At 25.9% G+C, this 15,654-nt stretch carries 15 protein-coding genes; 13 read left to right on the top strand and 2 right to left on the bottom strand.

The window, feature by feature from the left end; all coding sequences use genetic code 11:
• The first annotated feature begins 14 nt into the window (after positions 1-14).
• From GBG18_RS08960 to GBG18_RS08940, 5 genes are all read left to right on the top strand, one after another.
• Positions 15-929, top strand: coding sequence for an NAD(P)-binding protein (locus tag GBG18_RS08960; protein ID WP_152190350.1), 915 nt, complete (start codon positions 15-17; stop codon positions 927-929).
• 242 nt (positions 930-1,171) lie between these two features.
• A complete protein-coding gene (locus GBG18_RS08955) occupies positions 1,172-1,618 on the top strand; it encodes a cache domain-containing protein (RefSeq protein WP_152190348.1) in 447 nt (148 codons plus the stop codon).
• A 108-nt stretch (positions 1,619-1,726) separates the two neighbouring features.
• A complete protein-coding gene (locus GBG18_RS08950; RefSeq protein WP_152190347.1) occupies positions 1,727-3,595 on the top strand; it encodes a methyl-accepting chemotaxis protein in 1,869 nt (622 codons plus the stop codon).
• A gap of 98 nt (positions 3,596-3,693) precedes the next feature.
• Positions 3,694-6,324, top strand: coding sequence for a PAS domain-containing sensor histidine kinase (locus tag GBG18_RS08945; RefSeq protein ID WP_152190345.1), 2,631 nt, complete (start codon positions 3,694-3,696; stop codon positions 6,322-6,324).
• A gap of 16 nt (positions 6,325-6,340) precedes the next feature.
• Complete coding sequence (locus GBG18_RS08940) at positions 6,341-7,045, top strand: response regulator transcription factor (RefSeq protein ID WP_152190343.1); 705 nt, start codon at positions 6,341-6,343, stop codon at positions 7,043-7,045.
• 2 nt (positions 7,046-7,047) lie between these two features.
• Here GBG18_RS08940 and GBG18_RS08935 read toward each other — a convergent pair whose 3' ends face one another.
• Entirely contained in the window at positions 7,048-7,290 is a 243-nt protein-coding gene (locus tag GBG18_RS08935) for a hypothetical protein (RefSeq protein ID WP_152190341.1), read from the bottom strand.
• A gap of 224 nt (positions 7,291-7,514) precedes the next feature.
• Between GBG18_RS08935 and GBG18_RS08930 the strand changes: the two genes are divergently transcribed.
• From GBG18_RS08930 to GBG18_RS08910, 5 genes are all read left to right on the top strand, one after another.
• Positions 7,515-8,534, top strand: a complete 1,020-nt coding sequence (locus GBG18_RS08930; RefSeq protein ID WP_152190340.1) for a TAXI family TRAP transporter solute-binding subunit — start codon at positions 7,515-7,517, stop codon at positions 8,532-8,534.
• A gap of 116 nt (positions 8,535-8,650) precedes the next feature.
• Entirely contained in the window at positions 8,651-10,600 is a 1,950-nt protein-coding gene (locus GBG18_RS08925) for a TRAP transporter permease (protein WP_152190338.1), read from the top strand.
• A gap of 41 nt (positions 10,601-10,641) precedes the next feature.
• The gene (locus GBG18_RS08920; RefSeq protein WP_152190336.1) at positions 10,642-11,238 is read left to right on the top strand and encodes a lactate utilization protein; all 597 of its coding nucleotides are present in this window, start codon (positions 10,642-10,644) and stop codon (positions 11,236-11,238) included.
• Positions 11,239-11,241: 3 nt separating this feature from the next.
• The gene (gene lhgD, locus GBG18_RS08915) at positions 11,242-12,438 is read left to right on the top strand and encodes an L-2-hydroxyglutarate dehydrogenase (RefSeq protein WP_152190334.1); all 1,197 of its coding nucleotides are present in this window, start codon (positions 11,242-11,244) and stop codon (positions 12,436-12,438) included.
• Between the two features lie 73 nt (positions 12,439-12,511).
• Positions 12,512-13,006 carry a redoxin domain-containing protein gene (locus tag GBG18_RS08910; RefSeq protein WP_152190333.1) on the top strand — a complete coding sequence of 165 codons (495 nt, stop codon included), beginning with the start codon at positions 12,512-12,514 and terminating at the stop codon, positions 13,004-13,006.
• Here the strand turns inward: GBG18_RS08910 and GBG18_RS08905 are convergent.
• A complete protein-coding gene (locus tag GBG18_RS08905) occupies positions 12,995-13,612 on the bottom strand; it encodes a LysE family translocator (protein ID WP_152190332.1) in 618 nt (205 codons plus the stop codon). The two genes, GBG18_RS08910 and GBG18_RS08905, sit on opposite strands and share 12 nt — an antisense overlap.
• 131 nt (positions 13,613-13,743) lie before the next feature.
• Between GBG18_RS08905 and GBG18_RS08900 the strand changes: the two genes are divergently transcribed.
• From GBG18_RS08900 to GBG18_RS08890, 3 genes are read left to right on the top strand one after another with little or no spacing between them, the layout of a single operon-like run.
• Complete coding sequence (locus GBG18_RS08900; protein ID WP_226898696.1) at positions 13,744-14,637, top strand: AraC family transcriptional regulator; 894 nt, start codon at positions 13,744-13,746, stop codon at positions 14,635-14,637.
• A gap of 45 nt (positions 14,638-14,682) precedes the next feature.
• Positions 14,683-15,075 carry a tautomerase gene (locus GBG18_RS08895; RefSeq protein ID WP_152190328.1) on the top strand — a complete coding sequence of 131 codons (393 nt, stop codon included), beginning with the start codon at positions 14,683-14,685 and terminating at the stop codon, positions 15,073-15,075.
• A 60-nt stretch (positions 15,076-15,135) separates the two neighbouring features.
• Positions 15,136-15,474 carry a cytochrome C gene (locus GBG18_RS08890; protein WP_226896483.1) on the top strand — a complete coding sequence of 113 codons (339 nt, stop codon included), beginning with the start codon at positions 15,136-15,138 and terminating at the stop codon, positions 15,472-15,474.
• The last annotated feature ends 180 nt before the right edge of the window (positions 15,475-15,654 follow it).

The following is a 15,654-nucleotide window of genomic DNA, read 5'->3' as shown; positions in this document are numbered from 1 at the left end:
CTCTAGGATAAAAAATGAATATTGCCATAATTGGAGCAGGATTAAGTGGAACAAATATATATAATCTTTTAAAAAAAGATGGAAATAGTGTAAAGATATTTGAAAAAGCTAGAGGTTCAGGTGGAAGATGCAGTACAAGATATATAAATGATAAGTTAATAGATCATGGAACACCTTTTTTTAATGCAAATAATCAAGACTTCATAGATTTTTGTGAAAAAAAAGTAAAAGAAAATATTTTAGTAAAAAAAGATAATACTTATTATCCTTTAAAGGGTATGAATAAATTATGCTCATCAATGTTAGATAAAGATGACTTTTATAAAAATACGAAAATTGTAAGCTGTAAAAAAATTGATAATAAATGGCATTTATATGATGAAAATGGTATGTCATATTCACCTTTTGATAAATTAATTATTACAATTCCAACTCCTCAAATTTTAGATTTAGATATTGAACTTCCTATAAATATAGAAAAAGAGTTAAAAGAAGTTAGATATGAATCTATTGCTACACTTTTAATATACTCTTATACTTTGCAAAATATTATGAATCCAAAATTAGTAAATAATAGTAGTTTTAAAAAGATAGTTGACAATTCTTCAAAATATGATTATGGAAACTTTTCTAGTTACGTTCTTCATTTAAATCCTACTATTTGTGAAGAGCAAAACTTAAGAAATAAAGATGAGGTAAAAGAGTATATGCAAAAAATAGTTAATGATATTTTGAACTTAAAACTTGAAGATGAATTTCATCTAATGCCACACTTTTGGAAATATGCTAATGTAACAAAATCAATAGATAAAAATTATATTTATGATGAAAGTTTATCTCTTGGAATTTGTGGGGATTTTTTTAAAGAAGATAATCTTGAAGGTTCTTATCTTAGTTCAAAAAGTTTATATGAACAGGAATTAACTTAAGTTATTTTAAAAGTTATTATCTAAAATCTTTGAATCTTATATTCTCTGATATTTAAAAATAATTTTTTTAGATATCAATAAATAAAACTTTTTCCTCTTCAATAGCAATAAAATAGCAATCTAAAGATAATTTTACAATTTGTTACAAAAACTTAAGTTTAGGTAAAAATAACTAATTTTATTAAGACAAAATTAATTTTATTATGTAAAACTGATTATATATTAAACTTTAAGGATTGAACATGAACAAATTAATGAAACTTGGTGCAGTATTATTACTTGGTGGAGCAACATACGCATTTGCATTAACAGCAGATGAAGTTAAAGCACATGTTATGGAAGGTAAAGCTTTCTGTGATGAAGTGGGTGTTGCTAAATGTGTTGAAGAAATTGGTAAAAAAGGTGGAAAATTTGACAAAGGTGAATTATACATCTGGGCAAATGACTTTGATGGTGTAATTACAGCTCATCCTAAGAAACCTCTTAAAGGTAAAAACTTACTTAGATACAAAGATAAAGCTGGAAATCAATTATTTAAAAACTTTATTGATGTAGTTAAGGCTGATGGAAAAGGTTGGAGTGATTATGTATGGGCACATCCTATAACTAAAAAACAAACACCTAAATCATCATTTGTAATTGGTATTGGCGAAAATCAATTAATTGGTGCTGGATACTATAAAGAATAACAATAATTATAAATTCCTGATTTTAATATCAGGAATTTTTTAAAAATTAATAAAATAAGTTTATCTTTGAGTAAATTTATTTTACTAATATTTTAAATAGGAACACAAATGTTAAATAATATAAAAATTGGTAGTAAACTAATAATTGCGCCTGCAATTTCAGTTATCTTCTTAGTGATTTTAGCGATTTTTTCAAATAATGCTTTAAAATCAGATAAAGAAACACTAAATGAAATAGTTGAAGTAAAGTTTGAATTATATAAAGATAGTACAAAACTACTTATTGATATAGATTTATATAATTCCGTATTGTATAAAATTTTTAGTTATGCAACTGATGGTTATGAACAATCACAAATTGATGAACAATTGCTAATATTGGCAAGTATTGGAAAATCAATGGATGAAGATTTGAAAATATTAAAATCATCGAAGAAACTTGATAAAAAAACAATTAAAATAATAAAAGAAATAGAAAAAAACAAAAAAGAGTATAGATTAACTGTTAGAGATGCAATTGATATGTTATCTGTTGATGTTGGGATGGCAACTCCAATGTTATCTGTTACAGATGAAGTTTTTTTACTTTTAAATAAAGATTTAAAAAAGATAAATGATGTTGCTGATAAAGAAAATAAAGAGAGTTATAAAGAAGCATTAGCTCAAATTGATAGTACTTTATATACTTTATATTTATTAATAGCAATTGCTTTTATTGTATCTTTTATTATTATAATTGCAGTTACAAACTCTATAAAAAAACCTTTAGCAAAATTCCAAGTAGGTTTATTAGAATTCTTTAAGTATATGAATAAAGAGACTTCAGAAGCAAAATTAATTGATGTTGAATCAAAAGATGAACTAGGAGAAATGGCAAAAGCTGTAAACTTAGGTATTACTAGAATAAAAGAAGGTGTTGAAAGTGATAGAGTTTTAGTTGATAGTGCAATTTCTTGTGCTAGTGAAGCTAAAAAAGGTTATTTAGATGTTAGAATTGAAGGTAATACAAGTAATCCATCATTAAATGAATTAAAAGATGTAATTAATGAGATGTTAGAAGCTGTTGAAACTAATATCAAAAATGCAATGAGAGTATTATCTGATTATGCTAAATATGACTATAGACCAGCAATAGATATAAAATCAATGGATGGAGATTTAAAAGCCTTATGTTCTGATATAAATACATTAGGAAATGCAATTACAACTATGCTTATTGAGAATAAACAAATAGGACTAGTTCTATCTTCTAACTCAAATAGCTTATCTAGAAACGTTGATAATTTAACAAGTTCTGCAAATACTCAAGCCGCATCTTTAGAAGAGATAGCTGCTGCAATTGAAGAGATAACTGCAAATATGCAAAATAGTTCTGAAAATATTGCAAAAATGACTTCTTTTGCAAATGAAGTATCTAGTTCAGTTTCAATTGGACAAGAGTTAGCTTCAAAAACGGCATCTTCAATGGATGAGATTAATGGTCAAACACAAGCAATTGCAGATTCAATTACTATAATTGATCAAATTGCATTCCAAACAAATATTCTTTCATTAAACGCAGCAGTTGAAGCTGCAACTGCTGGTGAAGCTGGAAAAGGTTTTGCTGTTGTTGCTCAAGAGGTTAGAAATCTTGCAAGTAGATCTGCTGAAGCTGCAAAAGAGATAAAAGATTTAGTAGAAAATGCAACATCAAAAGCAAATGACGGTAAATCAATTTCTAGTGATATGATTGAAGGATATGAAAAATTAAATAGTAATATTCATAATACTTTAGCACTTATTAATGAAGTGTCTAGTTCATCAAAAGAACAGTTTACTGCTATGGAACAAATTAATGATACCGTTAATAATCTTGACCAAGTAACACAACAAAATGCTCAATCTGCTGAAGAGGCAAATAAAGTTGCTACGGAAGTTAATAAGATTGCAGTACAAGTTGTTGAAAAAACTGATGAAAAAGAATTCAATGGTAAATAGTATTTAAATATAAATAGATTAAAGCCTTAACTTAGTTTTTTAAATTGTTTCAATATAATTCATCTTGAAACAATTTTGAAACTAAAAAAGGTAAATGAATGTTTTTTAAAAGTAATAAAAAATATAGCTTAAATGACATTCAAAAACTTTTCTCACAAATACCCGTTTTCTTTATAATGCTTCTTGCATTAGTTTTACTTGTAATCTCATTTTTTATTTTAGAATCAAAAGAAAATAGAGAAATTGATTTATTAAAACAAAAAGCTTTGTTAAACTACGAGTTTAATAAAAAAGAAGAACTTCAACGATTCAAAAATCAAGTTAAAGAAAATCTAAAAAATGCTTTTTTAGAAGAAGAGATATTACTAAAAAAAATCACTTATAAAGTAATAGGATATTTTCAGGCTAATAACTTAAATAAAATTGACGAACTTAAGAACTATATAAAACAAATTGAAAAAAACAATAATACTAAAGTAGTAATGTTTACAAAAAATGAATTAAATATATTATATGGTAAAAAATCTATAAATTATTTACAAAAATTAGTATTTAATACTAAAATAATTCCTAAGAATAAAGATATTATCCTACAGTATATATATTCTCAAGGTAAAGATAATTTACAATACTGGAAAGATGATTTACAAAAAACAGTAAGACTTAGTTTCTTTGATAAAATAGTTATTGATAAGCAAGAGTATTATGTAGGATCTTTTTCTACAATAAGTTCTATAAAAGAAATCACAAAAAAATCCATTATAGATACAATAAATACAAATACTTATAATATTTGGTTTTATGACATAATTTCTCAAAGTACTTATAATTTTAATAATAACAAAATATTTAAAAATTCAAATGAACTCTTACTTGAAAAAAAAGAAAATATGTCATTTGAAATATTAGAACACTATTTTATTGATTATGAATATAAAGAAAAGTTTAAAAATTTAACTTATATATATGAAAAATATAATTTTTTAATTAGCTCTTTTTTTGATAAAAGTATTATAGATAATCAAATCAAAGATTTAGTTTTTAATATAAAACGTGAATATAGAAATTTCTTATTTCAAATATTTATTTATATTTTAGTTATAACAGCTGTTTTAATTCTTTTTACATATATCTTTTCAAATTTTATAAAAAGCATATTTAATGAATATGATAATGAATTACAAACAAAAACTGTATCTTTAGAGCATTGGAAAAAAAGATTTGAGTTAGCAATTATAGCGTCAAATGATGGTTTATGGGATATTGACTTTAAAACAGAAAAAATATATTTTTCAGATAAATGGCTTGATATGTTTGGTTATAAGAAAGAAGAAGTTAAAACATTTTCAGATTGGTTTGAACTTATTCATAATGAAGATAAAGCAAAAGTTAAAAACTTATTTGACAAAATCTTTGCTAAAAATGATGATACTTTTATTTGTGAATATAGACTTAAAACAAAAAATGAAGGTTTTAAATGGGTTCTTGCTCGTGGTAAATCTTTTGTAAATGATAAAAATGAACTTGATAGAATGCTTATGATGTCAATGGATATAGATAAAAATAAGAGAATGAAAAAAGAGCTTTTAGATGTAGAACTTTTAGTTGAAGATGGAAAGATTGTTATCTTTAAACTTGTAAATAATAAAAATTTATCTATACAATATATATCAAAAAGTATTAAGACTTTTGGGTATACGAAGCAAGAATTTGAATCAAATCAAATGAGTTTAATGAACTTAATTTATAAAGATGATATTAATAAAGTGCAAGTTGCAATAAATGCAGCACTTAAAAATGATTTACCAAACTTTACAATAGTTTGTAGAGTAATAAATGCAGCAAATGAAATAAGATGGATATCATCAAGAGTTATATTGATTAAAAATCACTCTGGAGATGTAAGTCATTTTTATGGGTATATTAATGATATTACTAAAATAAAAGTAAGTCAAGAAGAGCTAAAATTAAAAGTTGAAGAGGAAGTTAAAAAAAATAGAGATAAAGATAGAATTTTAATTCAACAAAGTAAATTAGCTTCAATGGGTGAAATGCTAGGAAACATAGCTCATCAATGGAGACAACCTTTAAATAATGTGTCTTTAATTTTACAATTTTTAAGAGATAATTACAAAAATGAAGCAGTTAGCAGTGAAAAATTAGATAAGTTTATGAATAGAGCTAATACACATATTGAATATATGAGTGAAACTATAGATGATTTTAAAAACTTTTATAAACCCTCGAAAACTCCAAATGAATTTTGTTTAAAAGAGTGTATTTCTACGCTTTTAAATATGGTTAAGAATCAATATGAATCAGAAAATATAAAAATAGAGTTTATTTCAAATGATGTTGTTATTACTAATTATGAAAATGAGTTAAAGCAAGCAATTTTAAATATTTTAAATAATGCTAAAGATGCTTTGCTTTCAAAAAAATCAATATTAACAAAAGATGAGAATAGTAACTTTAATGCTTGTATAAATATCTCTTTAATACAAGAAAATAAAAAAGTAAGGATTGAGATTTTAAATAATGGTGGTAATATTAAAAATGATATTATGGATAGAATTTTTGAGCCATATTTTACTACAAAATTTGAGCATCAAGGTACAGGAATTGGACTTTATATGACAAAATCCATTATAGAAACAAATATGAAAGGAAAAATAGAAGTTGAAAATATTAAAGATGGTGTAAAGTTTATCATCACTTTAAATATTTAAACTTCTTAACATTACGATGAATGATTTAATTACAAGAGTATTATTAGTAGAAGATGAAGAAGACGCAAGAGAAATATTAAGTTTTTATCTTGATACAATTTTTGATGAAGTTGAAATTGCTGAAGATGGGCAAATTGGATTTGATAAATACAAAAACTCTTTAGAGGAAAATAAAGCTTTTGATTTAGTTTTAACAGATATAAAAATGCCAAATAAAGATGGACTTTCTATGATTGAAGATATAACAGATTTAAATGATAATCAAAAGTTTATAATAGTATCTGCTTTTAAAGATGAAGAGTATCTTTTCAAATCAATTGGTCTAAATGTAATCTCTTATTTTGTAAAACCTTTAGAAGTTAAAAATATTATGGAAATTCTAAAAAAAGTAAAAACTAAAGTCTTAGAAGATAAATCAAAAGTTGAAGTTGAACTTGAAGTAATAAATTTAAATAAAACATACTCATTTAATACAAAAACAAATCTTTTATATAAAGGTGAAAATTTAATTAGCCTTTCTAAAAAAGAGATACTTTTACTTCAAGCTCTAACAAGTAATATAAAAGAGATAAAAACAAAAGAATTTTTAAAAGAGTTTATTTGGAGTGATGTAAAAACTTCTGATGCTACAATGCGTACAGTTATAAAAAGAGTGAAAGATAAAGTACATGATGATGATTTTATTGTTTCAAAAAAAGGTCTAGGATATATTATAGAATAGTTTTAAAAATATAAAATAGCAGCTACTACTAAAAATCCAATTCCTATTACAATAAGTTGTAAAGATTTTTCTTTTTTAAGTATTGCTTCATCTACTTCAAAAACTGCTACAGATTTTAAAGTTCCATTTTCCTCAAATTTTAAAAATTTATAACCTTTTTTTTTATAGTTAGTTTTTGTTTTTTCTAACTCTTTTACTCTTTGTTCTTTTGTAAAGCCACCAATTACAATATTTTTTCTTGCCACAAATACCTCTTTTAAATATATTTCTTTTATTATATCATTGAAGTGATAAAAAACTAAAATGAAACAATTAATAGCTTTTGAAACAAATAAAGACAGGAAAAGATTACTACAAGTCACTAAAATAAGGGAATTATTTATAAATTTATAAATTTGAAACAATTTTGAAACAATATTGTTTCAAAATGTGTTATACTTCTTCTATATAAAAACTAAGGAGAAATACAATGTCTAAAATTTCAATTTTAAAAAAGATTTTTGTTACATCAGCAATCACAGCTACAATGATTACAGGTGCAAGTGCAGCTAAAAAAGAGACTAAATATGTAATTGCAACAGCAAGTACAGGTGGAACTTATTATCCAGTAGGTGTTGGAATTGCAACAATTGCATCATTAAAATTAGCAAAGAAACATAAAACAACATTCTCAGCTATTACATCAGCAGGTTCAGGTGAAAATGTAGATATGCTACAAAAAGGTGAAGTTAACTTTGCTATTTTACAAGGTCTTTTTGGTTCAATGGCATGGCAAGGGAAAGCTAAATATGAAGGTGCTCCAAAAGAGAACTTAAGATCAATTTCTATGTTATGGCAAAATGTTGAGCAGTTTACAATCAAAAATGATTATGCTAAAACTGGAAATATTATGGATTTAAAAAATCTTTATGGTGAAAGATTTGCAATTGGTGGAAGGTCTTCAGGTTCAAGAGTTTCAGCTGAAACTATTATGAGCTCATTAGATATTGATTTTAATAAAATGAATGTTCAATACTTAGGATATACTCCAAGTTCAACTGCCTTACAAGATGGTAAAGTTCAAGGTATGAATACACCATCAGGTCCTCCAACATCTGCAGTTACAAATGCATTTGCTTCTATTGGAAATGATAAAATTAAAGTTTTAGATTTTGATGAAAAAAACTTAAAAGCTATTAATAACAACTATCCTGTATGGACTCCTTTTAATATTAAAGCAGGAACTTATCCAGGACAAACAAAAGATATTAATACGATTGCACAACCAAACTTACTTGTTGTTACAAAAGATACTCCAGAAGAGACAGTATATCTTTTAACTAAAACAATTTATGAAAATTTACCTTTTTTAAATACAGTTCATAAAGCTACAAAAGCAATGTCTTTAGATAAAGCAATTGCAGGTTTACCAATGCCTTTACACCCAGGTGCGGCAAAGTTTTATAAAGAAAAAGGTATCACAATCCCTTCAAGTTTAATAGCAAAATAATAAAATAATTAAGACTTAACAAAAGAAGTTTCTTCTTTTGTTATATAGATTATGTAAGTAATTTAAAATTGTTTATGTAGTCTATATATTTGTCTATACTCATATAGGAATAAAAAATGATTAAAATCAAATATTTTAAAGAAATAACATTTATATACGCAATTTGTATATCCCTTTTTCACTTTGGTGTAAATATATGGGGTGGAATTAGTGATTTATGGTTTAACTCTGCACACTTTGCTTTACTTGCCTCTTTAGGCTTTTTAACATATGAAGCTAATAAAAATGAAAATGAGATAAGTTACTTCAATCTATTATTTGCTGTACTTTCATTATCAACATTTATATATATGATGTTTTTTGAAGAGACTCTTTACTCTGTTGCAAATTCTCAAATGAGAACAAGTGATTTAATTGTTGCTTCAATGACAATTGCTTTAGCCGTAGAGCTAGTAAGAAAATCTACAGGTTGGATTATTCCAGGTCTTATTGTTTCTTGTATTGCTTATTTACTATTTTTAGGTCAGCATATAGATGGAATTTTTGCATTTGCAGGAATGAGTCTTGAGAGATTTTTATATAGAATGTTCTATACAAGTGAAGGATTATTTGGTCCAATTGCAACAATATCTTCAACTTATGTATTTATGTTTATTTTATTTGCAGCTTTTTTATTAAAATCTGGAGCAGGGGATTTTATTGTAGATGTTTCAAGTGCAGTTGCGGGTAAATATACTGGCGGTACTGGTCATGTTGCAGTGTTTTCATCTGCTTTAATGGGAACAATTTCAGGTTCAGCAGTTGCAAATACTGTTTCAACTGGTTCTATTACAATTCCAATGATGAAAAAAGCAGGTTTCAAAGGTACTTTTGCTGCAGCAGTTGAAGCAGCAGCAAGTACAGGTGGACAAATAATGCCTCCAATTATGGGAGCAGGTGCATTTATTATGGCCCAAATGACACATATACCATTTGTGACTATTATTACAGTATCTATCTTACCTGCAATTTTATATTTTGCATCAATTGCTTTTTATATTAACATTCATGCAAAAGAGCATAAAATTAAGGGTGAAAATTCTGATGTTAAAATTCTTCCTATATTAAGAGAAGGTTTTCATTTTATTATTCCATTATCTACTTTAGTTGGTTTATTAATTTACGGATTTACACCAACATATTCAGCAGGTATTGCAATAGTTACAATAATTTTTGCTTCATATTTAACAAAAAATAAAAGAATGGGTATAAAAGAGATACTTGGTGCTTTAGCATTGGGTGCACAAAATATGGTTGTAACTGGTGTTTTACTTATTGCAGTAGGTGTTATTGTTGGTATTATTAACATTTCAGGAATTGGAATTACTTTCTCACAGTTAATTATGGAATGGTCAGGTAATTCATTACTTATTGCAATTGTTTTAATTGCAATTGCTTCACTTGTATTAGGAATGGGATTACCAGTAACTGCATCGTATGTTGTATTATCAGTTCTTTCTGCACCTGCACTTGTTGGTTTAATGTTAAGTCCAGAAATGGCAGCACTTGTAAACGCAGGAATTGAAATACCAGAAGTTGCGATGTATTTATTATCCGCACACTTGATTATATTTTGGTTATCACAAGATTCAAACCTTACACCACCCGTTTGTCTAGCTGCCTTTGCAGCAGCTGCAATTGCCAAAACTCCTCCAATGCAAACTGGTTTAGTTTCTTGGAAAGTAGGTAAAGGAATGTATATTATTCCTCTATTATTTGCATTTACTCCGTTAATTACTGGAACTTGGTTTGAAAGAGTTGAAGTATTTGGTTTTGCATTAATGGGAATTATGTCTTTTTCAATTGTAATGGAAGGTTTTTGGGATCAAAGAATGATGATTTTAGAAAGAGTTATGTTTGCACTTGCAGCTGTTTTACTTCTAACACCAGATAGTGCTTTTAACATTGAAAGTCATTTTGAAATTGTACAAAATACACATATTATAGGTTTTGTTATTTTTGCTACATCAATGTTTTTACATAAAAGATTATCAAAAGAGAAAAGAGAATTTGCCACTACTTTGTAGTTTTTTGCTAATATTATAAAATTAAATAAAAGGATATAAATATGAATGAATTTTTAGAAACATTAAAAGATTGTGGATATGACCCGCATTTTGTAAAAACAAAAGAAGAGGCATTTGAGCTTAGTAAAACTTATATAAAAAGTGGTATGAGTATTGGACTTGGTGGTTCTACTAGTGTTTCGCAAATTGGACTACTTGATTATGTTATAAACAAAAATGATATTACTTTATATAACCAATATGAAAAAGGTATTTCAATGGAAGAAAATACCAATAGAAGAAGAAAAGGAATTTTAACAGATCTTTATATTTGTGGAACAAATGCACTTACAAAAGATGGAAAACTTGTAAATGCAGATGGAAGTGGAAATAGAGTAGCTGCACTTATTTTTGGACCTAAAAAAGTTTTAGTAGTTGTAGGAAAAAATAAGATAGTTGATAGTGTAGAAGATGGTTTTAAAAGATTAATGGACGTAGCAGCTGTTAAAAATATTGATAGAATGAATAGTAAATCAATAGAAATGGGAAAAGATCCAAGACATAATCTTGATAATATAGCAAATAAATTTACTTATATTAAAGCTGATGAAAAAGATAGAATAGTTTTAATTATAGTTGATGAAGAGTTAGGTTTTTAAAAAATGTATGATTATTTAATTATTGGAGCTGGAATTATTGGCTTAAATATAGCTAGAAATTTAAAACAAAGATTTCCTAACTCTAAAATATTAATAATAGAAAAAGAACCAGAAGTAGCAATGCATAGTAGTGGAAGAAATTCTGGAGTATTACATGCAGGCTTTTATTATGATGTAAATTCATTAAAAGCTAAATTTACAAAAGAGGGTAATCTTGCTTTAAAAGAGTTTGTAAAACAAAGAGGCTTACAAATAAATGAGTGTAAAAAAGTTGTTGTTGCTCTTGATGACAAAGAAGTAGCTGGTCTTGAAGAATTAAAAAGAAGAGGGGATTTAAATGGTGTTGAACTTCAATGGTTAAATGAAGAGCAGTTAAGTACTTTATATCCAAATATAAAAACTCATAAAAAAGCTCTTTTATGTCCAAGTACTGCAACAGTTAATCCTAAAGAAGTTACAAAAGAGTTTGCAAAAGTAAATGAAGAATTAGGTGTTGAACTTTTATTAGATTGTAAATATATTTCTTCTTCATGTAATGTTGTATCAACATCATTAGGTGATTTTCAAGCAAAAAAAGTAATAAATTGTGCAGGTTTATATGCTGATAATATTGCAAGAGATTTTGGATTTTCTAAAGATTACGTGATAATACCATTTAAAGGAATTTATTTAAAAGATAAAACAAATAAATCACATTTAAAAACAAATATATATCCAGTACCAAATTTAGATAATCCTTTTTTAGGAGTGCATTATACATTAACAGTTGATGGTGAAAGTAAAATAGGACCAACAGCAATTCCTGCTTTTTGGAGAGAAAATTATAAAGGTTTTGATAATTTTAATTTAAAAGAGTTTATGCAAATTATATATTATGAATCTAAACTATTTATTACAAATGCTTTTGGATTTAGGTCTTTAGCCTATAGTGAAATAAAAAAATATAGTCTTTCATATTTAAAAGGACTTGCAACAAAACTTACTACAAAGATGGATCATAAAGGTTTTGATTCATGGAGTACACCTGGGATTAGAGCACAACTACTAAATAAAAATACATTAGAATTAGTACAAGATTTTGTAGTCGAATCTGATGAAAATTCCGTACATGTTTTAAATGCAGTTAGTCCTGCTTTTACTTCTTCAATGCCTTTTGCAAACTGGGTTGTTGAAGAACATATAATAAAGAAAAGTGAATGAAGATTTAGCCTTCTAAATATTTAATACACAATAATTATGTATACTCTTTTCTTAATATTATTTAAGGGATGAGATGAAAGAAAAAATTAAAAAATATTTTAAAGAAACTATAATTTTTGTTGTAATGCTTACAATTGCAATGAATGCAATGAGTTATTACAGATCACTTGATTTAAATAAAGAAAACTTAAACATAGAAAAATTTAAACTTCTTAACAATACAGAATACAAAGTGCAAGCAAATAAACCAATATTAGTACATTTTTGGGCTACTTGGTGTCCTACTTGTAAATTTGAAGCAGCAAATATAGAAAAAATATCAAAAGATTATGAAGTTATTACAATTGCAATTCAATCAGGTAGTAAAGATGAAATACAAAAATATTTAAATGATAATAATCTTACTTTCAATGTAGTAAACGATGATGATGGTTTTTATTCAAGAAAGTTTAATATAGAAGTATTCCCCACTACGTTAATTTTTAATAAAGACAAGGAACTTAAGTTTTCTGAAGTTGGGTATACAACAACAGCTGGTTTATACTCACGAATGGCTTTAATTAATTAAGATTGGAATAATAGAAGCCACAAGTAAAATAGCCATAGTTTGATTAATCCTTTTAATAAACTTTTCATTTTTCATAAATTTTTTTAAAATAACTCCTCCAAAAGCCCATGCATAAACAGTAATAACCATTGAAATAAATATAAAAAAAACAATGATACTCATTTGTATAAAGCTATTCTCACTAGAAGTAATAAAAACTGAAATAGTTGAGGAGTAAACAATCCAAGCTTTTGGATTAAGCCATGGGTATATTAAAGATTGCCAAAAGGTAAAAGGTTCTTTTTCTACAGCCTTTTTTGTATCATAGGTATGAGTATCTTTAAATATTTTCCATGCCATAAAACATAAATAGGCCATACCAAAAACTTTTAAAATAGACATCATAGTAGGATGTTGAGTTAAGAGTAAACCAAAGCCAAATCCAGTAAAAATCATCATTATTGGATACGAGATTATATTTCCTATCATAAATGGAAGACTTCTTTTATATCCAAAATTAAGTACTGATGAGAGTAGTATTATATTAGTAGGACCTGGTGTAATATGTGTAGTTAATGTAAATACTGCAATTGTAATAATCATTGAAATAGTATAAATATCAGTCATAAAAGCTCTTTTTAAATTAATTTGCGAGTATTATAACTGCATGAAAAATATAATTCTTTATCAAAATTATAAATATAATACTCTTTTTATATTCATATAATTGTCTAAAATTAAACATAATATTGTTTTTTATGATAGTATTACTGATGCAAAAGAAAAATACTCGTGATATACATATTGATATAACAAATAAAACTATGTCTTATATTTACCAAAATATAGATACAACAATCAATATTGATGACTTAGCATTAAGTTTTAATATAAGTAAAATTCATCTTCATAAGATTTTTAAAAAACAAATGAAAATTAATATCTATGAATCAATTAAATCCATACGTTTACAAAAAGCTTCAAATTTATTATTAACAAATAAATATTCAACAATTACTCAAATTGCAAATATATGTGGATATAGTTCTCATTCTTCATTTATAAAAGCCTTTAAAAATCGTTTCGAACAAACTCCAAAAGAGTGGAGAAATGGAGGACATGAAGTTTATTCAAATAGAATATTAAAGAACTCCTTACTATTAAACTCAATGCCAACTTTTGATGAAACAAAAGTTCGTATAGTGAAAACAGAAGATAAAAAGATATATTATATTCGTCAAAAAGGTTATATAAGAGAAGAGGGCAAAAAGAAATGGCAACAACTACAAGCTTGGGCTTTGACTTATGATTTAAAACAGTATCAACAAATTGGTATTTATCATGATAATCCAGCAATTACTCAACATAATAAGTGTTTTTATATTGCAGCCATAAGTTTAGATAATGAAGATAAACTTTTAAATACAAGCTTACCCTCAAATATTTTAAAAGGCGGCTTATATGCTGCATTTGATATTTATAGCAAAGAAGCTGAAGTAGGTTGGTTTATAAAATGGGTATATCATAATTGGTTGCCTAATAGTGGATTTGAAACAACAACAGATCCTTCTTATGTAATAATGCATAAGAATCATTTTTTAGAAAACAATGAACTTGATGCAACTTTTTATCTTCCAATTTGTAATACATAAATAAACTTTTTTGTGTTAGGATATTAAAAAATAAAAGGAGTTTATATGCCTCACTTACAATTTGAAATAAATAAAAAAATAGAAAATAATATAAAAGAAGAGTTTATAACTAAAGTTATGTCAATTTTTTCAAAAGTTATGGATACAGGTACTGATCATATTGCAATTAGTATTAGAGAATATGATAAATATTCTTTATCAATTGGGAGAGCAGATATTAAAGATGATATTTGCTTAATGAACTTAGATATAAGAGAAGGTAGAACACTTGAAAAACGAAGAGAGCTAGTACTATTATATATGGATTTAGTAGAAAATCTTTTTAATGTTAATCGAAAAAATCAATATGCAACATTAACAGAGCATAAGGGTGAAGATTTTCATTTAATAGAAAAATATTTAGGCTCTTGGGAAAGAGGTGAAGATCCACTTGCTTAATAATATTTATTCTTAATTTGAATCAATAAATAAAAAAGACTATAAGGCTATACTTCTAATATGAAATATATATTATTACTTACAATTATTTATATTAATTTAAATGCAGCATATCCAGAACTTTTATTCAATGGAAACTGTATAACTTGTCATAAAACAGATAATTTAAATAAATCAGCTCCAACAGTACAAGAAATTCAAAAAGAGTATAAAAATGCATTTGCAGATAAAAAAGAGTTTGTAGATTATATGACACACTGGGTACTAAGTCCTAAAAAAGAAACATCTTTAATGCAAGATAAAATAGAAAAGTATGGCTTAATGCCTGATTTAGCTTATGATGAAAGTACATTAAAAGAAATAGCTGAATATATATATGAAAACAAATTTAGTGAATAAAAAAATTAGAAGTCTGTAAAATATAAAAAAACCACAAAAACCCAAGAAAAACATAGTAAAAACTCTAAAAGATAAGAACTTTAAAAATTTAAGCAAAACCTAAGCTTTACCTCTTGACAAAGGTAGATAAATCTCCTATAATTCCCGTCCAAATTAAGTGACACACACAGTGACACGAAG

It is taken from the genome of Poseidonibacter ostreae (genome assembly GCF_009208075.1).
Taxonomy (GTDB): Bacteria; Campylobacterota; Campylobacteria; order Campylobacterales; family Arcobacteraceae; genus Poseidonibacter; species Poseidonibacter ostreae.
Note: the sequence above shows the minus strand (reverse complement) of the source record. Positions and strands in the feature narration are given on the sequence as shown.